A 20,143-nucleotide genomic window follows, 5' to 3' on the forward strand; every position below is an offset into this window, starting at 1 on the left:
ACCCCCCAACCCCACACCGGCGCCCGCGGATCCTTCGGCGGCGTCCGAGGAGGTGCCTTGCGTCTCCGCCACAGCAGGCCCACCGACCCCGGCTACACCCGCGTCCGCCACGGGCGCGGTTTCCGCTACCTCGACGCCCACGGCGCCCCGCTGCGCGACCCCGCCGAACTGGCCCGGATCAAGGCGCTCGTCATCCCGCCCGCCTGGCGGGACGTGTGGATCTGCGCCCGCCCCAACGGCCACCTCCAGGCCGTCGGCACCGACGCCGCGGGCCGCCGCCAATACCTGTACCACCCCCAGTTCCGTGCCGAGCAGGAGCAGGCCAAACACGACCACGTCCTCGACGTGGCCGAAGCCCTGCCCGCCGTACGCGAGGCCGTCGAGGGCCACCTGGGGGACCGCGGGCTCACCCGGCAGCGGGTCCTCGCCACCGCCGTCCGCCTGCTCGACCTCGGCTTCTTCCGCATCGGCAGCGACCGCTACGTCGAACTCAACAACAGCTACGGCCTGACCACCCTGCTGCGCGAGCACTCCCGCTGCCAGAGCGGCGCGGTCGTCTTCACCTACCCCGGCAAACACGGCCGCGAGCTCATCCAGACCGTCGCCGACCCCGCCACCTGCCGCAGCCTGACCGCCCTGATGCGCCGGCGCGGCGGTGGCGACCGGCTCTTCGCCTACTGGGAACGCCCCGCCTGGCGTGAGGTGACCGGCGCCGACGTCAACGCCTACCTGAGGGAACTGGCCGGGCTGGAGATCACCGCCAAGGACTTCCGCACCTGGCACGCCACCGTCATGGCCGCCATCGCGCTCGCCGTCTCCCAGCCCGTCGCCCGCAGCGAGACCGCCCGCCGCCGCGCCATCGCCCGCGCGGCGCGTGAGGTCTCCGCGTACCTCGGCAACACCCCCGCCGTCTGCCGCGCGTCCTACATCAACCCGCGCGTGATCGAGCTGTACGAGGAGGGGATCACGGTCGCCGCGGCGCTGCCGCACCTCGGCGACGAGACCACGTACGGCATCCCCGCCACCCAGGGCACCGCCGAGCGGGCCGTCCTGCGGATGCTGCGGACCGGGCAGGCGCCGCCGGCCTGATCACGACCGGAACGGCCCACCAGGCCTCACGGCCAGGTCGGCTCCGCGCCGGGTCGGCTCCGCGCCGGGTCGGCTCACGGCCAGGACGGCTCCTTGCGCGGCACCACCACCAGCTCGGAGACGGCACTCGTCTCCGGCACCGACAGGGCGTACAGCACCGTGTCCGCCACGATGTCCGGGCTCTGGAGCAGCGACACGTCCGCGTCCGGGAAGCGTTCCAGGATGAACTGCGTCTCCATGCCGCCCGCGATGATCCCGGTGACCCCGATGCCCGGGCAGTCCCGCTGTGCCTCCTTGAACAGGGTGTGCGTGAACGCCCGCAGCCCCGTCTTCGCCGCCGAGTACGGGCCCGCCTCCGTCCAGGTGCGGTTCGACGCCGTCGACAGGATGTTGACGATGTGGCCGCCGCCCTGGGCGACCATGCGGCGGTAGGTCTCCAGGCACAGGTACATCGGGCCCAGCAGGTTGGTGGTCACCACCCGGGTCACCTCGTCGGCCGTCAGGTGCTCGATCGGCTTGGAGACGTCCACGGCGGCGTTGTTCACCAGCACGTCCACCCGCCCGCCGTCCGCCTCCAGCTCCGTGAACACCTCCGCGACCGCCCGCGCGTCGCGTACGTCCAGCTCCACGAACCGGGCGGCGCCCTCCAGCTCCTCGCACAGCTCGCGGGCCTGCTCCTTGCGGACGTCCGCGATCAGGACGGACGCGCCCGCCCCCGCCAGCTTCCGGGTGATCGCGGCACCCAGCCCCCGCGCGCCGCCCGTCACCAGCGCCTGCTTGCCCCGAAGGTCGACCCTGCCCATGTCCGTGCCTCCTCCTGCCGAGTCCTGCTCCCTCCACTGTGGCCTGCGCCACTACGCTCGGCATGCCGGACGGTCACTGTGAGCAAGCACACCAGAAGTGCCGTAAGCCCAGGTCAGCGCGTATATCAGCGGGCGCTGACGCCCCCGGGCGCGCCGGGAGGCCCCCGCGTCCCACCAGCACTTCTGCCACCATGGTCCACGCTGTGGAGCCGCCTCTGACGAGGTGCGCAGCAGCAGACAGATCCGGTGGACCGGCCGTGCAGAGCAGCACGCGTCGTTCTCTTCCGCCGATTCCGCCATCCGAGTCCACCGGCTCGTCACCGAGTAGCTCTCCTGTGCCTTCTTCCTCCGCGTCTTCCGCCACGCCTTCCGCCGCCCCTGCCGACCGTTCCCCCTGGCGTTCGCTCACGTACCGCAGCATGCGCTGGTGGTCCGTGGCGAACTTCGTCTCGAACGCCGGTACGTGGATGCAGCTCACCGTCCAGAACCTGCTGGTCCTCCAGATCACCGGTTCCGCCGCCGCGACGGGCCTGTCCCTCTCCGTCCAGGCCGCGCCCGGCCTGCTGATGAGCCTCGCGGGCGGCGCCGCCGTCGACCGCTGGCCCCGGAAGCTGACCGCCGCCGTCAGCCAGGCCCTGCTGGGCGCGGTCGCGTTCGTGACGGCGTTCCTCGTCGCGTTCGACCAGCTCAACGTGGGCGTCCTGATGGCGCTGGCCGCCGTGACCGGCCTCATCGCCACCGTCGACGGCCCCGCGTGCTCCCTGCTCGGCAACGACCTCGTCCGCCCGGAGGACGTTCCCTCGGCGATCGGCGTCGGCTCCCTCGTCCACAACGCGGGCCGCCTCGCGGGCGCGGGCCTCGCGGGGCTCGCCGTCGGCGTCTTCGGCACGGCCGCCGCGTACGCCGCGAACGGCGTGTCCTTCCTCTTCGTCGCCGCGGTCATCCCCTTCCTGCGGCCGGTCAAGGCCACGCCCGCCGCCGCGGCGCCGGCCGTCCGCGAGCCGCGCGACGACATGACGGCACGCGAGGGCCTCGCCTTCTTCGCGCGCCGCCCGCGGCTGGTCGCCCTCGCCGGCATCAGCGGCATCAGCGCGATCTTCGGCCGCAACTACGGGCTCACCCTCGCCGTCCTGGTCACCGGCCCGCTCGCCGGCGGAGCCGGGGCCTTCGGCACGGTCTCCACGGTCCTGGCCGTCGGCGGCATCGTCGGCGCGGTCCTCGGTGCGCGGCTGCGCAAGCCGTCGGTCCGCCTCGTCGGCCTCATGGCCACGGCGGGCGCCCTCCTCCAGGTCCTGGCCGGGCTCTCGCCCTCCCTCGCCGTCCTCCTGGTGCTCGTCCTGCCGATGGCCGTCGTCGAGTCGATCTCCGACACCGCCGGTACGACCGTCCTCCAGACCGACCCGCCCGCCCACATGCGGGGCCGCGTGCTCGGCGTCTGGAACAGCATCCGCACCGTGTGGTCCCTCCTCGCCCCGCCGGCCCTCGGCCTCCTCATGGAGCTCGCCGGCGCCCGCGGTGCCCTGGTGACGGGCGGCCTCCTCATCACGGCGGCCATCGCCACGGGCCACTTCCTGCACCGCCGCCGCACACCCGCGCCGGTACTGGTCCACACGGAGACCCTCACGTCCCGCCCGGCCCTGAGCACGGCGGCGTAGCGCCGCGAGTACGCGGCCGCCGGGGCGGCCGACCTCGCGTCCTACGCGTGACGGTCACCTCGCCCTGCGAGGGCACAGCGGAGCAGATCACCTGCGCTGTCGGCGAGCTGGGTGCCGGTGGCGTCGAGCGGGTGACGCTGTTCGAGGACGGCGACGAGATCCACGCAATGAGCCTGCGCACGGCCACCGACGCCTAGGTCCCTTCCGGGCGGTCATGGTTCCCGGTCGGCGGAGCGTTGGGCGGCCGTGATGCTGGCGAGGGTGCGCTGGAGCCGACGGGCTGCCTCTTCGGCTTCCGCGTACTGCTGGAGGGTCGCCGGGACGGCACCAAAGGTGGAGCCGTCGTCGGCGGGCAGGGCGCGCCAGTGCAGGACGGGCGTGAATGCCGTGGCGGCTGCGCCGATGAACCAGGCCAGGCGTCCGTGAACGTGGGCGAGGGCGATGGCCAGGGCGGCGAGCGCTTCCCGCAGACGTTCCAGCCGGTCCACGGCGGGAAGGCTCTCTTGGAACTGCGAAGTGCCGATGGCTGCTTGCAGGTCGGCGGCGGCCTTCGCGGCGATGTTCTGGTCAGCGAGGGAAACGACCCACGCTCCGTCGCGGATCAGCCGTTCGGCTTCCTCCGCCAGGTCCTCGATGGCCGTCCGCATGTCCACGCCCGCACCCTAGTTCATCAGCGAGACGGGCGGCCAACGCGACTGGACGGTGGCTCGCGCCGACGGCGCGGAGCAGGCCCGCGGGGGCGTCAGTCCGGCCGGCGCGCGAGTGCGCCGACCACGGCTATCACGGATGCCGCGTCGCCCACCCGGGCGTCATGAACGTCCCGTTCACCGTCATGGTGCGCGGCTGAGCCCTACGCTCGCGCCCCATGAGCACCCGCAGCACAGACACCAGCGCACCGGACGCCTCCGTCATCGTCGCCCGCGACGACGCAGGACTCGTCGCGCTCCTCAGCGCCGACTTTCCCGCTCACGGTGGAGAGTTTCTGTTCCGCCCCGGCGGCCGCCGGGAAGCCGGGGAGACACCGGAGGAGTGGATTGCCGCCTCGAACGCCTCCGCCCTGGGGGCTATGACAAGCGCCTTGCCCTGGAGGGCATTCACCTCAAGAACGCGCACAGCTGGCTCTGCCTCGAGATCGCGGACTGGAGCACCAGCGACCGGGCGGTCGGCCGCCAGTGGGACTGCACGGGCGGCGCGAACCAGCAGTGGGGCGGGATGGGGTGGTCCGGGAAGATCGAGTACCTCCAGAACCACCACAGTGGCAAGTGCCTGGAGATGCCCGGCTGGAGTACGGCCAATGGAACGGACGCCACGCAGTGGGGGTGCCACTACGGCGACAACCAGCTGTGGAACCAGCTGTCGTAACCCGTAGACCGGCACGCCACCGACGGCGAAGTGTGCCGTCGGTGGCGAGGCCCTGGCGCGGGCGCGGCCGTCCCCTACCCGAGGGCGAGCATCGCCTCGGTCACCTCGCCGACCGCCGCGTCGGGGATCGCCGTGGCGGCGTCGTCGAGGACGAGCAGCCGTGCCCCGGGGATCTCGCGTGCGATCGCCTCGCCGTTGCCGACCGGGAAGAACCGGTTGCGGCGGCCGTGGACGACCAGCGTGGGAACCTCGATCGCGGGCAGGCGCTCGCGCCAGCGGGGTGCGCAGTCCAGCCTGGCGAACACCATGCCCAGCTGGTTGGCCATGTGGACCGGGGGTGTGGCGCCGGGCGTGCGGTCCCAGACGCGTGCGGCGACTGCGCGCGCGGCGGCGGGGTCGTCGCCGAGGATCTCCGCGCCGGCGGCGGCGAACTCCGCGACCGCCTCGCGGTCGGTCCAGTCGGGCATGGGACGCGCGAACAGCCGGCGCATCGTCACCTGGTCGTGGTCGGGGAGGTCGCCGTCGGGCGGGCCGGGCGCAACCGCACGCGTGCCGACCAGGGTGAGCGCCGAGAAGGCGCCCGGATGGTCGAGGGCGGCCACCTGGGCGACCATCCCGCCGACGCCGATACCCGCGAGGTGCGCGGGCCGCCCGCCGAGCGCGTCGGCGAGGGCGGCCGCGTCGGCGGCGAGGTCCCGCAGGGTGTAGCCGGGCGCCTCCGGGTTCGCCGTCGTCGACTCCCCGCTGTCCCGCAGGTCGTAGCGCACTACACGGCGTCCGCCGGCGGCGAGGCGCTCGCACAGCGGGTCGGGCCAGGAGAGCATCGTCGTCCCGCCCGCGAGCAGGACGAGCGGAGCGTCGTCGTCACCGAACGACTCGACGCCCAAGGTGATGTCATCGACGTGGACAGTGGTCATCGGATCACGCTCCGATGCCGGCGGTGAGGTGGGTCATGTCAGGGCAGACCCTCGCCGCCGCCCGAACTCATCGCTCCAAGGCGGGGAGCGAGCAGCGGCAGGGCGGGCGGTACAGTGCGCGGCGTGGACATACCCGACTGGCTCCTGTGGACCCTCGTCGGCCTGGCCGTCCTGCAGGCGCTCGCCCTCGTGCCCATCGTCCGCCGGATGGGCGGCACCGACCCCGCGGTGCGCTCCACGGCGCGTTTCGACCTGCTGGAGACCGTCGGCAGCCTGCTCCTCTTCGGCGGCCTCCTGCTGAGCGTCGTGGTCACGGAATCCTGGTTCTGGCTCGCCCCCGTCGGCTTCGCGCTCGTGACCGCCGTCTACGCCGTGAAGGGCGTCCACAAGCTCCGCGCCCGCCGTCGCCCCACGGTCTGACGCGTGCGGGGGCGGGGCCCGTCCGGCACCCCGCCCCGCACGCCCGTCACCGGCCCGGGGGCCGGATCGGCGTCGCCGCTTCGGCCGCGCGGCGGGCCAGCAGCGTCGTCGAGCGGCCGTCGAGGTACGGCAGGACCACCGCCTGGCCGCCCCAGGTGCGGAGGGTGTCCGCTTCCGGGAGGTCCTCGGCGGAGTAGTCGCCGCCCTTGACCCAGACGTCCGGGCGGAGCCGGCTCAGCAGCTCCACGGGGGTGTCGCCGTCGAAGACCGCGACCGCGTCGACGCTGCCGAGCCCGGCGAGGACGCGGACGCGGTCGGCGAGGGGGTTCAGCGGGCGGCCGGGGCCCTTCAGGCGGGCGACGGACTCGTCGGAGTTCACGCAGACGATGAGGCAGTCGCCGATGCCGCGCGCGCTCTCCAGCAGCCCGACGTGCCCCGCGTGGAGCAGGTCGAAGCAGCCGCCGGTGGCGACGACCGTGCCGCCCTGCGCGCGGACGCGCTCGGCCAGCGTGAAGGCGTCGGTCTCGGGCAGCTCGCGGGCGTGGGCCGGCGGCGGCGTACGCCACAGGGCGGGGTTGCCCGCGCCGCCCGCCGCGACGAACGCCGCCGCCTCGGCGACCGCCTGCTGGATGGCCTCCTCCGGCAGGGCCCCGTCGGCGAGCGCCGCGGCCGTCGCGGCGGCGAAGCAGTCGCCCGCGCCGCACGCGTCGCCCTCCGCGCGGTACGGCGCCGGGACCAGCATCGGCGTACCGGCGCCCGGCCGGGTCAGCAGGACGCCGCGCTCGCCGAGGGTCACGGCGACCGTGGCCACGCGCCACCGTTCGGCGAGATCGGCGCCGCGCTCGGCGTAGGCGCGCAGGGAGTCGCCGTCGCCGCGGCACAGGGCGCGGGCCTCCGCGGCGTTCGGCGTGACGATGCGGGAGCCGGGCACCGGCGCGTCGCCCTTGAGGTGCGGGTCCCAGACCACCGGCACCTTGGGGGCGACGGCGGCGAGGTGCTCGCGTACCGCGCTCGCGGTGTGGCGCCCGTAGTCCGCGACGAGCACGGCCTGCGCGTCGGCGAGGGTCTGGCGCACGGCGCCGTCGGGTTCGCCGGGATCGCCGCCGCCGCGGTCGATGCGTACGAGGGGCCGGCCACTGGCGAGCACCCGCGTCTTGACGGGCAGGGTGCCGTTCAGCGGCAGCTCCACGACGCGGACGCGGCCGCGCAGGGAGCGGCGTACGGCTTCGCTGGCGGGGTCGTCGCCGAGCGCGGTCACGAGGACCACGTCACGGCCGCCCCGGGTGGCGAGCGCCGCCGCGAGGCCCGCGCCACCCGGGCGGCGCTGGTCTCCGGTGACGTCCACGACCGGCGCCGGGGCGTCCGGCGCGAGCCGGCTGGCGACGCCTTCGATGTCCTCGTCGAGGAGTACGTCGCCGACGACGACGAGGGGCTTGCGTCCGGTCAGTCCGGTCATGACATCCTCCGATGGGCCGCGACGGGCGCCGCCGCGCCCGCCGCCCGCGACGGCCGCCCGGCGGCCTCGGCCACCGGTGCGACCGCCGCGTCGAAGCACTCGCACAGCAGGTGCACGGCGAGCAGATGGGCCTCCTGGACGGTCGCCGTGGAGTCGGCGTCGACGCTGAGCGCCTCGTCGGCCGCCTCGGCGAGCGGGTTGGGCCCGGGGCCGGTGAGGGCCCACACCCGCAGCCCGGCCGCCCGGCCGGTGACGGCCGCCGCGATCAGGTTGGCGCTGCGGCCGGAGGTGGAGAGCAGGACCAGGACGTCTCCGGGCCGGCCGTGGGCCGCGACCTGGCGGGCGTACACCTGGTCGAAGCCGTAGTCGTTGCCGATCGCGGTGACGCTGGAGGTCTCGGCGTGCAGCGAGATCGCGGAGTAGGCGGGCCGCTCCTCCTGGTAGCGGCCGACCAGTTCGGCGGTGAGGTGCTGGGCCTGTGCGGCGCTGCCGCCGTTGCCCGCGGCGAGCAGCCGGCCGCCCACGGGCAGCACGGCGGCGAGTTCGCCGCCCCACTGAACGATCCGGTCCAGGTTCTGCCGGCGGAAGCGGCCGAGCGCGTCCTGCAGCGACTGGCAGTGGTGCCGCGCGGCCTCGAGTGCGAGAGAAGCAAGGGGATCTGTCGGACCTGTCATGGGCTTTCGGGCGTACCGCGTCCGGGTGGACGACGGCCGGTCCCGCACCTCCTTCGAAGGATCACCAGCGGGCAAGGGGACTCAGGCCACCTCCGTCACGGCGTTCCGCGCGGCGAGCACCGCGCCGTACACCGCCTCCGTGGCCGTCGCGACGCGCGCCCAGCCGTACCGGCTCAGCACCCGCCGCCGCCCGGCCTCGCCGCACGCGGCGCGCCGCTCGGGGTCGGCGAGCAGGTCGGCGACCGCGGCGGCCAGCGCCTCGGGGTCGCGGGGCGGGACGAGTCGGCCGGTCGCCGGGTCGGCCACGGTGTCGAGCTGGCCGCCCACGGCGCTGGCCACGACGGGCCGGCCGCAGGCCATGGCCTCCAGCGGCACGATGCCGAACGGCTCGTAGTCCGCCGGGCACAGCACCACGTCGGCGCTGCGCAGCAGCGGCGGTACGTCCTCGCTGCCCACGCCGCCGGTGAAGCGGACGCGGTCGGCGACGCCGACGTCCCGGGCCAGCTCGCGCAGCCGGCGTACCTCCGGGTCCTGGTCGATCAGGTGCGGCGCCGGGCCGCCGACGATGACGAGCTCCGCGTCGGGCAGCCGGCCGAGCGCCTCGACCGAGACGGCGGCGCCCTTGCGGGGCACCAGCCGGCCCAGCTGGAGCAGCCGGTACCGCACGGCCGGGTTCCGCTCGGCGACCGGCCCGTCGGGCCGGAACTGGTCGGTGTCGACGCCGCACGGCACGACCGCGACCTTGTCCGGGGGGATGAGCATCCGGGCCAGTTCGAGGACCTCGTCGTGGCAGGTGGCGATCACCCGGTCGGAGCCCATGCCGACCTCACGCTCGCACGCGACGCGCTGCGGCGGGCTGGTGTCGGCGTCCCTCTGGTGCCGCCGCTTCACCGTGCCGAGCGCGTGGTACGTGTGCAGCAGCGGCACCCGCAGCCCGCGGACCGCCTGGAGGGAGGCGACGCCCGACATCCAGAAGTGCGAGTGCACCACATCGGGCGGCCGGCCCCGCCACTCGCAGGCCATGTAGCGGCCGAACGCGGGCATGTGGGGCGGAAGTTCGTCCTTGGGGATCGGCTCCGGGGGGCCGGCGGGAACATGGCGCACCTCCACACCGGGGCGCAGCGGCACCCGGTCGGGCAGATCGGCGGCGTCGCGCCGCGTGAAGACGGTGACCCGGTGGCCGCGGTCCGCCAGGGCGCCCGCCAGGCGCGCGACGTGCACGTTCTGGCCGCCCGCGTCGACGCCGCCGAGCGCGGCCAGGGGACTGGCGTGCTCGGAGACGAGCGCGATGGAGAGGGCCCCCGGCCCGGTTCCGCCCAGGGTGCCGTCGCCGCCCAGCGGTGCCGATGTGGATGCCGATGTCATGAGCGCACCTCCGTCATCACGCGCTCCCAGTCGTCCAGGAAGCGCTTGAGTCCGTACCGTTCGAGCGCCGCCTGCCGCGCCCGCGCCCCGTCCTCGGCCGCCGCCTCCGGCTCGTGCAGATAGCGGCGGGCCGCCCGCGCCAGCACCTCGGGCCGGGTGGAGAGCGTCCCGGCACCGGGCGGCACGGCCTCGATGGCCTCCGTGGTGGCCAGGGCCACCACCGGCATGCCCAGGTGCATGGCCTCCAGCAGCGACAGCCCCAGCGACGTCCAGCGCACCGGGTGCAGGTACAGCCGGCGCTCGGCCATCGCCGCGTGCAGCTCGCGCTGCGGCAGGTCGGCGGTGCGGCACCGCTCCTCGGGCAGGCCCAGGTGGGCGGCCAGCCCCTCGGTGCGCATCCCGAAGACGTCCAGCGGCGCCGCCTCGGACAGCGCCGGCAGCAGGTCCGTACCGGTGTAACGGCCGCGTCGCACCGGCTCGTTGACGACGACGGCGGCCCGTGCGACCCGGCCGGTGTACAGGTGGCCGGGGTCGACGATCCCGTGCTCGATCACCTCGGTGCGGGTCGAGCCGTTGTCCCAGAACAGCCGGTTGAAGTGGGTGACGTGGACCAGCGTCAGGTCGTCGCGGTCCGCGAAGGGGTGCCGGGTCTCCGGCACGTTCCCGTCCGGCGCGTTGTGCTCCAGGTAGACGGCCGGTATGTCACGTCCCGGCCGCCGCCCGCCGAGCCACCGCTCGGCGAGGGCGGGTTCGTGGGGCCGCTGGAGGACCACCAGGTCGACCGGCGCCTCGCGCAGCTCCTCGGGCGTGACCTCCCGTACGGAGTCGGGCCAGGAGAAGGTGCGTGCCCGGCCGAGCCCGTCCGCGTCGCGGTTGGGGGTCACGGGGACCAGGTAGGTGTGGGGCCCCTGGACGAACGCCGTCGTCCAGGAACCGTGCACGTGCCACAGCAGGATGTTCATGCCGTCCCTCCCGCCGTCACCGGGACGGGCGCCGGGAGGCGTCGTCGGAGAAGAAGGCGCCGCGCCGGACCGCGTACGGCCCGATGGCGAGCAGGTCGACGGGGGAGGAGCCGAAGCACTCCAGGGCGTCGCGCGGGTCGTCGACCATCGGCCGCCCGGCCGTGTTGAGGCTGGTGTTGACCACCACGGGCAGCCCGGTGAGCCGCTCGAACTCGCTCAGCATCCGCGCCACCAGCGGCTCGGCCTGCCGGTCCACGGTCTGGATGCGCGCCGTGCCGTCCACGTGCACCACCGCCGGGATGCGGTCGCGCCACTCGGGCGCCACGTCGTGCACGAAGAGCATGTACGGGCTCGGCAGGACGCCGTCGAAGATCTCGGCGGCCCGGTCGGCGAGCACCATCGGCGCCACCGGCCGGAACTGCTCACGCCCCTTGACGTCGTTGAGCCGTTCCAGGTTGCCTGCGTGCCCCGGGTGCGCCAGCAGCGACCGGTGGCCCAGCGCCCGCGGCCCGTACTCCGAACGCCCCTGGAACCAGGCGACGATCTGGTTGTCCGCCAGCGCCTCCGCCACGGCCTGCGCGATGTCCGCCGGCCGGTCGAACGGCACCGCGGCCGTCTTCAGCCAAGCGCCCAGCTCCGCGTCCGACCACTCCCGCCCCAGGTCGGCACCGGGCATCGGCGCGGGGTCGTCCCCGCCGCCCGCGGCCAGCAGCAGCGCGCCGCCCAGCGCGGTGCCCGCGTCACCGGCCGCGGGCTGCACCCACACCCGGTCGAAGGGGCCCTCGCGGGCTATGCGGGAGTTGGCCACGCAGTTGAGGGCCACACCCCCGGCGAGCGTCAGCACCCGGTCGTGGGTCTGGCCGTGCAGCCAGCGCACCAGGTCCAGCAGCGTCTCCTCCAGCACGGCCTGCGCGCTGGCGGCGATGTCCGCGTGGTCCTGCGTCCACGCCTCGTCGGGCCGGCGGCGCGGGCACAGCTCCGCCCACGGCACCCCGGTCGCGTGGAACCCGCCGTCGCCGGTGGGGTACACGTACCGGCGCAGCTCGGGCAGCATCCGGGGCCTGCCGTGCGAGGCGAGCGCCATCACCTTGAACTCGTCGGAGGAGCGCAGGAATCCGAGGTGCTCGGTGAGCTCCTCGTACACCAGGCCCAGCGAGTGCGGCAGGTCCTGCGCGTACAGCGCCTCCAGCCGGTCGTGGACGCGGCGCGCCGCGAGGTGCGAGGCCCGCTCGCCGCGGCCGTCGAGGACCAGCACCGACGACATGTCGGCGCCCTCGGCGGCGAACGCGCCGGAGGCGGCGTGCGCCATGTGGTGCGGCACGAACCGCACGGTGGCCGGGTCCAGGCCCGGCAGCGCGGTCTTCAGGAAGCCGGGCGCCTCACGGGCGTAGGTGATCCGCAGGTGGTCCCACGGGTCGTCCAGTCCCATCTCGGCGGTCGGGCGGGCGAGTTCGGGGTCGAAGGAGTACGCGACGGCGTCCAGGTCCTTCGGGCGCAGCCCGGCCCGCTCCAGACACCAGGCGGCGGCCTTCTCGGGCAGTTCCCACGCGGAGAACGGCACCGGACGCTTGCCGTGCTTGCGCCGGGAGAACCGCTCCTCCTCGGCGGCGGCGACGGTCCGTCCGTCGATGACCAGCGCGGCGGCGGGATCGTGGAAGAGGGCGTTGATTCCGAGAATGCGCATGGCGTCCCTGGCCTTTCGGCGAGTCGGGGTGCGATTCGGGGGTGCGAATCGGGGGTGGGGGTGGGGCGTTCGCGTTCGCGTGGGGGTCCGCGGCCGGTCAGGCGCGGGTGACCTCCTGGGCGCGGAACCAGTCGATGGTGCGCCGCAGCCCCTCCTCGGCGCCGACGCGCGGCTCCCACTGCAGCTTGTCGCGGGCGAGCGTGATGTCCGGGCAGCGCACCGCCGGGTCGTCCGTCGGCCGCTCGATGAACCGGACCTCCGACGCCGAACCGGCCAACTCGATGACGAGCCGGGCCAGTTCCAGCATGGTGATCTCGTCCGGGTTGCCGATGTTCACCGGACCCCGCAGCCCGTGGGCGGCCGCCGCGAGGATGCCGCGCACGGTGTCGTCGACGTAGCACAGGGACCGGGTCTGGCGGCCGTCGCCGGTGACGGTGAGCGGCTCCCCGGCCAGCGCCTGCCGTACGAAGGTGGGCACGGCCCGCCCGTCGTGGCCGCGCATCCCCGGGCCGTAGGTGTTGAACAGCCGCACGATGCCGGTGTCCGTGCCGAGCGCCTCCGCGTGGGCGGTGGTCAGCGCCTCGGAGAACCGCTTGGCCTCGTCGTACACGCTGCGCGGCCCCACCGGGTTCACGTTGCCCCAGTACCGCTCGTTCTGCGGGTGCTGCTGCGGATCGCCGTACACCTCCGACGTGGAGGCGAAGAGGAACCGGGCGCCGGCGCGGTGGGCGAGGGCCAGCGCGTGGCGGGTGCCGAGGCTGCCGGCCTCCAGCGTGTGCAGCGGGAGGCGCAGGTAGTCGGCGGGGGAGGCCGGGGAGGCGAAGTGGAGCACCAGGTCGGGGTCGTGCGGGACGGTGAACGGCTCGGCGACGTTCGCCTCCACCACGGTGAAGCCGGGGCGGCCGCGCAGCTCGGCTATGTTCTCCGGCCGCCCGGTGCTGAAGTCGTCGACGCAGGTGACGGCCGTGCCCGAGTCCAGCAGGGCGGTGCACAGGTGCGAGCCGACGAAACCGGCGCCGCCGGTGACGACGGCATGCTCCCAGCTGCGGGAGAAAGCGCTGCGTGAGGAAGCGGTGTTCATTCGATCTCCTCCGTGCGTGCGAACCGAGGACGACGACGTACCGGTCCCCCCTGCGTCTGCGACCAGGCTCGGCCGAACGGGGGCGCGGGGCGCGGTGGTATAGGCCGTCCGAGTGGTTCACGGAGCGTGAAAACGATGCCCTCACGCCGCTGGGCAGGGCGCTGACCAGGGGGTTTCGGAACTTCTCAGGGCGCGACGGTCTCCGTGGTCAGCAGCTCCGCCAGGGCGGGCAGCCCGCCCTCGGCGAGCACCCGCCGCTGCTGGTCCGCCGGGGTGCCCTGCTGCAGCAGCCGGTGCACGAGCGCGGCCACCTCGCGGGTGTCACCGGCCTCGGCCAGCGCGGGCGCCAGCGTGTCCAGCAGCCGGGCGAGGACGTCGCCCGCCCTGCGGGCCGTGCCCTCGGGGTCGACCAGCAGCCCGCTCAGCCCGTGCCGCGCCGCGTGCCAGTTCGCCGCCTGGAGCAGCTCGGGCGCGATCTCCGGCACCGGCTCGCCCGCCTTCTCGTCCCGGATGGCCGTGGCGATCAGGGCGCGTACGAGACCGGCGAACATCACCGCCGAGTCCACCCGCAGCTGGACGTCCGCGCAGCGGACCTCGACCGTCGGGTACTTGTCGGACAGCCGGGCCTGCCAGTAGAGCTGGCCGGTGTCGGTGATGACCCCGGAGTCCAGCAGGGCGCGCACCCGCCGCTCGTGGTCGGCGAGGTCGGCGAAGCGGGGCGGCGGCCCGCCCACCTGCCAGCGGCCGAAGATCACGGTGCGCCAGCTGGCGAACCCGGTGTCCCGCCCGTCCCACAGGGGAGAGTTGGCCGACATGGCCACCAGCACCGGAAGCCACACCCGGATCCGGTTCAGGACGGCCACGCCCATCTCCCGGTCGGGCACCGCCGCGTGCACGTGCATGCCGTTGACCAGCTGTTCGGCGACGAGCTGCGGCGCCTGGGAGCGCATCGCGAGGTAGCGGGCCTTCTCGGTCACCGGGACCGGCGCCGTCTCGCGGAAGGGCGCGGTGCCGCAGGCCGCGATCCGGCAGCCGTTCTTCTCCGCCGCCGAACCCAGCGCGTGCCGCAGCCGCAGCAGATGGCCGCCCACCTCCTCCAGGTCCGTACAGACCGGGGTGGCGACCTCCACCTGGGCCTGGAGCAGCTCCGACTGCACCTCCTGGTCGTCGAGGATCGGCTCCAGGCCGGCCGCCGCCCGCACCTGCTCCGCGCGGGGCACCGGCAGGCAGGTGACCGGGTCGACCAGCAGGTACTCCTCCTCGACCCCAATGGTGATCATGGAGGGCCGGGTACCCGCCTCCTCAGCCGACATAACGCCGCGCCGTCGACTCGCGCTGGGCCTCGGTCAGCGCCCCCAGCCGCGCCTCCACCGGCGGCGGTACCACCCGCCTCTCCCGCAGCACCCACGGCAGCCCCGCCAGCGCCAGGCCGAACGCGCGCAGCGACGCCCGGTCGCGCGGCACGGTCCGGGCCAGGTCCAGCGTCCTGCGCAGCGCGGGCCCCACCGGGCGGCGCAGCCAGCAGAACCAGAGCGTGTTGCGCAGTCCGTGTACGCGCCGCAGCGTCGCGTCACGGGCGCGCGACGGGGCGTGATGCACCGTCAGGTCGGACACGTACGCGAGCCACCAGCCACGCGTGGCGAGGTCCGTGGCGAGCAGCTCCTCCTCGCCGCCCAGCCACAGCCGCTCGTGGAACCCGCCCGCCTCCAGGAACGCGTCCCGGCGCAGCACGGTCGCCGCCGCCAGGAACGAGCCCAGCGCCGGCCCGGGCAGCCAGCCGGGCCCCGGCACCGGCGAGTCCCGCAGCTCGGCCACGATCGGGTCCTCCCGGCCGTCCGGCTCGACCAGGATCCGCGCGGTGACCGCCACCAGCCGCTCGTGCCGGTCCAGCAGGTCGGCGGCGCGGCCCAGCGACCCCGGCTCCCACCACGAGTCGTCGTCGCAGAAGGCGACGTACGGCGTACGGGCCCGGCGTACCGCGAGGTTGCGGCCGACGGCGCCGAGGTTGCGGCCGGGGGTCAGCAGCGTGACGTCCGGGTGCAGCCGGCGGACCGCCTCGGCGGTGCCGTCCGTGGAGGCGTTGTCGGTGACGATGACCGGCGGGTTCTCCGGCAGCCGCGCCAGCTTGCCGAGGGTGCGCAGCAGCTCCTCGCGCCGGTTGTGGGTGATGACGACGACGGTCGTGCGGGCATCGCTCACGCCACGGCTCCTTCCAGATCCAGGCGGCGGGCCGCCGCCTCCACGGCCGCCGGCAGCGGCCTGCGGGCCCGCAGCGCCGCCGGGAGCCGCTCCAGCAGCTCCCGCAGCGCCGCCCGCGCCTGCGGGTTCCGCCGGGCGTCGGCGGCCAGAGCGCGGGTGTGCCGCAGCGCCACCGGCAGCGGGCGGCGCAGCCAGGCGGTCAGCACGGCGTTGCGCAGCTGCCGCGCCGGGCGCCCGGCCCGTACGCCGCCGGTCGGCATGTGCACGGCGATCACATCGGGGCAGTGGCACACGCCCCAGCCGCGCGCCGCCAGGTCGTAGGCGAGGCAGGTCTCCTCGCCGCCGAAGAACAGGACCGGGTGGTAGCCGCCCGCCTCCAGGTACGCCGTGCGCCGGGCGACCGCCGCGCAGGCCAGGAAGCCCAGCACCTGCGGGCCCGGCAGATCGGGGGCCCGGCCGAGCGGGGACGCGGCCAGCATGCCGTTGAGCGGGTCCGGGCCGCCGTCCGGCCCCACCGTGATCCGGGCCGCGACCAGCCCGAGCCGGGGGTGCTCGTCGAACAGGTCGGCGGCGCGGGTGAGGGCGCCCGGCTCCCACCACGAGTCGTCGTCGCTGAACGCCACGTACGGCGTCCGCGCGTGCCGTACGCCCAGGGTGCGGCCGACCGCGCCGAGGTTGCGGCCGGGGGTGAGCAGTGTGACGTCCGGGTGCAGCCGCCGGACCGCCTCGGGGGTGCCGTCCGCGGAGGCGTGGTCGACCACGATCACCGGTGGCCGCTCGGGCAGCGCCGCCAGCCGCTCCAGGGTGCGCAGCAGCTGCTCCCGGCGGTCGCGGGTGATCACGACGACGCTGATGCGGGTCACGGGCGGGTCACCTCCGGATGGTCGGAGAGGGCCTTGAGGACGTCGGCCGGACGGATGAGCAACAGCTGCGGGTCCGGCTCGCGCCCATGGGGATCGCCGGGCGGACCCGGGTGCCACAACGCCACGTGCCGCGTACCCTCGGGCGGACCCCACAATCCAGGCGCTACCGGGCCGAACAGGGTGACGGAGGGTGTCCCGTACGCCACCGCCAGATGCGCGATGCCGGTGTCCCCGCTCACCACGGCGCGCGCCCCCGCGACCAGCGCCGCGAGCCGCGCGTACGGCAGCCCGCCGCGGAACACCTCCAGGCCGGGGGCGGCGATCCGGTCCAGCAGCGCGTCCTCGCCCGGGCCGCCCGTCAGGGCCACCCGATGCCCCCGGTCCAGCAGGGCGCGGACCACCGCCGCATAGCGGTCCGGGGGCCAGCGGCGGGCCGGGGAGTCGGCGCCCGGGTGGACGACGACCGCGCCCGGGGCGGGGGAGCGGCCCGGCGGCGGCGGGAGAAGCAGGTCGCCGGGGTCGGCGGGGATGCCGTACCACTGAAGCAGGCGGCACCAGCGGGTGCGTTCGTGCTCGTCGGCGGTCCACTCCGGGCCCGCGATCTCCGGCGTGCCCGGATGGGCGAACGCCAGCAGCCGCCCCGGGCGGAGCCTGCGCAGCAGCAGATGGCTGGACGGGCCCTTGCCGTGCAGGTCCACGGCCACCTCGGGCGGCGGGCCCGGCCAGTCCAGGCGTACCGGCACCGCGCGCCCCGGCGCCGAGGCGGGCAGCAGCGAGTCCACCGCCCCCGTCGCGGCGGCGACCTCCGCGAGCTGCGCCGGGGCGGCCAGCACCGTCTCGTGCCCCGGGAACGCGCGCCGCAGCGCCCGCAGCGCGGGCACACCCGTCAGCAGGTCGCCCAGCCCGAGCGCCCGCAGCACGAGCACCCGGGGCACCGGGCGGCTCACTCGTCCGCCTCCAGCAGCTTCTCCACGGCGGCGACCACGTCCTCCGCGGTGACCTCGTTCAGACACGGATGGCCCGGCACCGGGCACTCCCGCGCCCTGCTGTCCGCGCACGGCGCCCGCTGGTCGCCCAGCAGCACGTGCGGCACCCCGTACGGGCCCCACCGCTCCGCGGGCACCACCGGCGAGAACAGCGACACCACCGGCGTACCGACGGCCGCCGCCAGATGCGCCGGCCCGGTGTTGCCCGTCACCACCGCCCCCGCGCCCGCCAGCACCGCCGCGAGCTCCGGCGGCCGTGTCCGGCCGCCCACGTCCAGCCCGTGCCTCCCCGCGACCAGCGCGGTCAGCTCCCGCTCGTCGGGCCCGCCGGTGACCACCACCCGGTGGCCGGCGGCGGCCAGCAGCCGTACCGCCTGGGCGCAGCGGGCCGGGCTCCACCGGCGGGCCGCGACGCTCGCGCCGGGATGGACCACCACGTACGGCTCCGGCCCGGTCAGCTCGGGCGCGCCGCCCGCCGCGTGGCGGACCCGCAGCCGCCCGTCATCGCCCGGGGGGCGGGGGAAACCGGCCGCCTCGGCCAGGTCCAGGGCCGCCTCCGCCTCATGGGCGTGCGGCGCCCGCCGGTGGCGCACGTCCAGCAGCGACCCGGGGAAGTCCACGCTGTCGGCCGCGAGGTGCCGTACGCCCGCCATCCGCAGCAGCAACGCGGCCGGCAGCGGGCTCTGGTGGTACGAGGTGAGGATCAGCGCCCGGTCCACGCGGGCCGCGGCGATCCGGTTCACCAGCCGGTCGACGTCCGCCCGGTCCACGGGCGGCGGCGTGAAGCCCACCCAGGGCGCATCCCAGACCAGCACCTCGTCCACGCCCGGCAGCATCCGCGCGGCCGGCGCGCCGCGCGGCCCGCACAGCATCGCCACCCGGTCGGCGCGGTGCGCGACCGCGCGCACGGCGGGCCCGGCGAGGACGACGTCCCCGAAGCTGTCCAGCCGGACGACGAGAGCCCTCATGACGGCCTCCTCAGGTGGTTCCCCAGCACGTACCGCACCGCGCTCAGCAGGTCCGGGCAGACGCACGGCGCGACCGCCACCTCCTCGGGCAGCGTCCGCGCCGTCGGCACCAGCACCCCCGCCGCCCCGGCCGCCCGCGCGGCGCCCATGTCCGCGCCGATGTCGCCGATCACCACGCAGTCGGCGGCCCGGACGCCCAGCCGCCGCGCCGCCTCGACCACCAAGCCGGGCGCCGGCTTGCGGCAGCCGCAGCCGTCCTCGGGCGCGTGCGGGCAGTGCACCCAGGCGTCCAGCGGCCCGAGCAGCGCGTCGATCCGGGCGTTGACGTCCCGTACGGCCGCCTCGGTCAGCAGGCCGCGCCCGATACCGGACTGGTTGGACACCACCCCGACCGGCACGCCCCGGTCACGCAGCATCCGCAGCGCCTCCCGGGCGCCCGGCATGGGCCGCACGCGCTCCGGATCGCCGTTGTAGGGCACGTCCACCACCAGCGTGTCGTCGCGGTCGAACAGCACGGCGGCCGGGAGCGGCCCCGGGCGGTTCACAGGGTGCCGTCCCAGCCCCCGGCCCCCCGGTGGCGCACCGCGCCGCTCAGCCGGTGCCAGGTCGCGACCGCCGGGATCACCGCGCTGGTCACGGTCATCGTCAGGATCTCGTCGGCCGTGCGCGGCCCCGGGGCGATCCGCGCCCGCGCGAACTCCGCCGTGCCCAGCAGCCAGCCCGCCGCCGTCAGCGCGGCAGCGCGCCGCCGCCCGGCCGCCGCCAGCACGAGCGCGCCGAGCCCGGCCGCCGTGACCGCCGCATGGCGCCGGATCCGCCCGCGCGGCGCCGAGGCCCGCTCCCACCAGCCGGGCCCGTGCAGCCGCGCCATCAGCGCGTCGTCGGCGTTGCCCCGCTGCACCCGCACCGACACCCACCGATCGGCGGGCCGCACCGGGTGCTCGGTGCGCCGCTCGCCGCGCCGGATCAGCCAGCCCGCGTCGAGGATCCGCAGCGCCAGGTCCGCGTCCTCACGGAAGGCGCGCGGGAAGCGCTCGTCGAAACCGCCGACGGCCTTGAGCGCCTCCGTGCGGTACGCCATGTCGGCGGTCGCCCACAGCGCGTCGCGCAGGCCCGCCGTGTTGCGCTCCCAGTCGGTGGGGCGGCGGCCCGCGGGCAGCGGCACCTCCAGCACGCCCTGGACGCCACCGGTGTCGGGGGAGGCCTCCGCCAGGTCGCGCGCCAGCTGCTCGCGCCAGTACGCGCTCACCCGTACGTCGTCGTCGAGGAGGACCGTCCACGGCTCGTCCACCACGCGGATCCCGGTGTTGCGGGCGGCGGCCGGGCCGCGCCCACCGCTGCGCAGCACGATCGCGCGGTCCGCGAGCGGGCCCAGCGCGCCGAGCGGCAGGTCCTCGCCGCCCGGCGCGGGGCGGTCGTCGACGAGCACGATCTGACTCGGCTCGGGGCCCGCGCTCGCGGCGAGCGCGGCGAGGCAGTCGGCGAGGCAGGGCCGTCCGATGGTGGGGACGACCACGGCGTACGAGGCGAGCGGGGGAATCATGCGTCTGCGCCTCCAGTTCCGGGTGATCGGTTCCGTAGCGACGTACGGAATGCCCACCTTCCCTCACTTTATGCACATACAGGGCGCGTCGCAGGGGCTCGGCCGGCCCGCGCTCC

The 20,143-nt window shown here is 75.5% G+C and carries 21 protein-coding genes; 5 read left to right on the forward strand and 16 right to left on the reverse strand.

The genetic code is table 11. From position 1 onward, the window contains the following. Positions 1–57 precede the first annotated feature (57 nt). Positions 58–1,089 (forward strand): DNA topoisomerase IB, encoded by a 1,032-nt coding sequence (locus ACZ42X_RS21480; protein WP_468292314.1) that lies wholly within the window; start codon positions 58–60, stop codon positions 1,087–1,089. Between the two features lie 74 nt (positions 1,090–1,163). On the opposite strand, the gene ACZ42X_RS21485 is transcribed toward ACZ42X_RS21480, so the two are convergent. Then, positions 1,164–1,892 (reverse strand): SDR family oxidoreductase, encoded by a 729-nt coding sequence (locus ACZ42X_RS21485; RefSeq protein ID WP_468292317.1) that lies wholly within the window; start codon positions 1,890–1,892, stop codon positions 1,164–1,166. A gap of 419 nt (positions 1,893–2,311) precedes the next feature. Here ACZ42X_RS21485 and ACZ42X_RS21490 point away from each other — a divergent pair, with 419 nt between their 5' ends. Next, positions 2,312–3,547, forward strand: coding sequence for an MFS transporter (locus tag ACZ42X_RS21490; RefSeq protein ID WP_468292321.1), 1,236 nt, complete (start codon positions 2,312–2,314; stop codon positions 3,545–3,547). Positions 3,548–3,594: 47 nt separating this feature from the next. Then, positions 3,595–3,744, forward strand: coding sequence for a hypothetical protein (locus ACZ42X_RS21495; protein ID WP_468292324.1), 150 nt, complete (start codon positions 3,595–3,597; stop codon positions 3,742–3,744). Positions 3,745–3,759: 15 nt separating this feature from the next. On the opposite strand, the gene ACZ42X_RS21500 is transcribed toward ACZ42X_RS21495, so the two are convergent. Further along, entirely contained in the window at positions 3,760–4,194 is a 435-nt protein-coding gene (locus tag ACZ42X_RS21500) for a glutamate synthase central domain-containing protein (RefSeq protein ID WP_468292448.1), read from the reverse strand. A gap of 382 nt (positions 4,195–4,576) precedes the next feature. Between ACZ42X_RS21500 and ACZ42X_RS21505 the strand changes: the two genes are divergently transcribed. Next, entirely contained in the window at positions 4,577–4,909 is a 333-nt protein-coding gene (locus ACZ42X_RS21505; protein WP_468292327.1) for an RICIN domain-containing protein, read from the forward strand. 74 nt (positions 4,910–4,983) lie between these two features. Here the strand turns inward: ACZ42X_RS21505 and ACZ42X_RS21510 are convergent, their stop codons facing one another. Beyond that, complete coding sequence (locus tag ACZ42X_RS21510) at positions 4,984–5,826, reverse strand: alpha/beta fold hydrolase (RefSeq protein ID WP_468292330.1); 843 nt, start codon at positions 5,824–5,826, stop codon at positions 4,984–4,986. A 123-nt stretch (positions 5,827–5,949) separates the two neighbouring features. Between ACZ42X_RS21510 and ACZ42X_RS21515 the strand changes: the two genes are divergently transcribed. Then, on the forward strand, positions 5,950–6,246 hold the full coding sequence (locus ACZ42X_RS21515) for a hypothetical protein (protein ID WP_468292332.1): 297 nt from the start codon (positions 5,950–5,952) through the stop codon (positions 6,244–6,246). A 46-nt stretch (positions 6,247–6,292) separates the two neighbouring features. On the opposite strand, the gene rfaE2 is transcribed toward ACZ42X_RS21515, so the two are convergent. The 13 genes from rfaE2 to ACZ42X_RS21580 form a co-directional block, all read right to left on the reverse strand. Beyond that, a complete protein-coding gene (gene rfaE2 / locus ACZ42X_RS21520; protein ID WP_468292451.1) occupies positions 6,293–7,693 on the reverse strand; it encodes a D-glycero-beta-D-manno-heptose 1-phosphate adenylyltransferase in 1,401 nt (466 codons plus the stop codon). A 5-nt stretch (positions 7,694–7,698) separates the two neighbouring features. Next, positions 7,699–8,376 (reverse strand): D-sedoheptulose-7-phosphate isomerase, encoded by a 678-nt coding sequence (locus ACZ42X_RS21525; protein ID WP_468292335.1) that lies wholly within the window; start codon positions 8,374–8,376, stop codon positions 7,699–7,701. A gap of 81 nt (positions 8,377–8,457) precedes the next feature. Beyond that, on the reverse strand, positions 8,458–9,741 hold the full coding sequence (locus ACZ42X_RS21530; RefSeq protein WP_468292338.1) for a glycosyltransferase: 1,284 nt from the start codon (positions 9,739–9,741) through the stop codon (positions 8,458–8,460). Continuing rightward, a complete protein-coding gene (locus tag ACZ42X_RS21535; protein ID WP_468292341.1) occupies positions 9,738–10,703 on the reverse strand; it encodes a glycosyltransferase in 966 nt (321 codons plus the stop codon). The genes ACZ42X_RS21530 and ACZ42X_RS21535 overlap by 4 nt, the downstream gene beginning before the upstream one ends. Positions 10,704–10,719: 16 nt before the next feature. Next, positions 10,720–12,387 carry a carbamoyltransferase family protein gene (locus ACZ42X_RS21540; RefSeq protein ID WP_468292345.1) on the reverse strand — a complete coding sequence of 556 codons (1,668 nt, stop codon included), beginning with the start codon at positions 12,385–12,387 and terminating at the stop codon, positions 10,720–10,722. A 97-nt stretch (positions 12,388–12,484) separates the two neighbouring features. Next, the gene (locus ACZ42X_RS21545) at positions 12,485–13,468 is read right to left on the reverse strand and encodes an NAD-dependent epimerase/dehydratase family protein (RefSeq protein WP_468292347.1); all 984 of its coding nucleotides are present in this window, start codon (positions 13,466–13,468) and stop codon (positions 12,485–12,487) included. 185 nt (positions 13,469–13,653) lie between these two features. Beyond that, positions 13,654–14,748, reverse strand: coding sequence for a carboxylate-amine ligase (locus tag ACZ42X_RS21550; RefSeq protein WP_361423550.1), 1,095 nt, complete (start codon positions 14,746–14,748; stop codon positions 13,654–13,656). Between the two features lie 22 nt (positions 14,749–14,770). Next, positions 14,771–15,667, reverse strand: a complete 897-nt coding sequence (locus ACZ42X_RS21555) for a glycosyltransferase family 2 protein (protein ID WP_468292349.1) — start codon at positions 15,665–15,667, stop codon at positions 14,771–14,773. Continuing rightward, positions 15,664–16,530: a glycosyltransferase family 2 protein gene (locus ACZ42X_RS21560; RefSeq protein ID WP_468292351.1), complete on the reverse strand. Its 867-nt coding sequence runs from the start codon at positions 16,528–16,530 to the stop codon at positions 15,664–15,666. The genes ACZ42X_RS21555 and ACZ42X_RS21560 overlap by 4 nt, the downstream gene beginning before the upstream one ends. Beyond that, entirely contained in the window at positions 16,527–17,477 is a 951-nt protein-coding gene (locus ACZ42X_RS21565) for a glycosyltransferase family 9 protein (RefSeq protein WP_468292354.1), read from the reverse strand. Before ACZ42X_RS21565 ends, ACZ42X_RS21560 begins: the two co-directional genes overlap by 4 nt. Beyond that, entirely contained in the window at positions 17,474–18,484 is a 1,011-nt protein-coding gene (locus ACZ42X_RS21570) for a glycosyltransferase family 9 protein (RefSeq protein WP_468292357.1), read from the reverse strand. Before ACZ42X_RS21570 ends, ACZ42X_RS21565 begins: the two co-directional genes overlap by 4 nt. Further along, positions 18,481–19,029, reverse strand: a complete 549-nt coding sequence (locus tag ACZ42X_RS21575) for a D-glycero-alpha-D-manno-heptose-1,7-bisphosphate 7-phosphatase (RefSeq protein WP_468292360.1) — start codon at positions 19,027–19,029, stop codon at positions 18,481–18,483. The genes ACZ42X_RS21570 and ACZ42X_RS21575 overlap by 4 nt, the downstream gene beginning before the upstream one ends. After that, the gene (locus tag ACZ42X_RS21580) at positions 19,026–20,027 is read right to left on the reverse strand and encodes a glycosyltransferase family 2 protein (protein WP_468292363.1); all 1,002 of its coding nucleotides are present in this window, start codon (positions 20,025–20,027) and stop codon (positions 19,026–19,028) included. Before ACZ42X_RS21580 ends, ACZ42X_RS21575 begins: the two co-directional genes overlap by 4 nt. Between the last annotated feature and the right edge of the window lie 116 nt (positions 20,028–20,143).

This window comes from Streptomyces sp. NPDC030862, assembly GCF_055571835.1.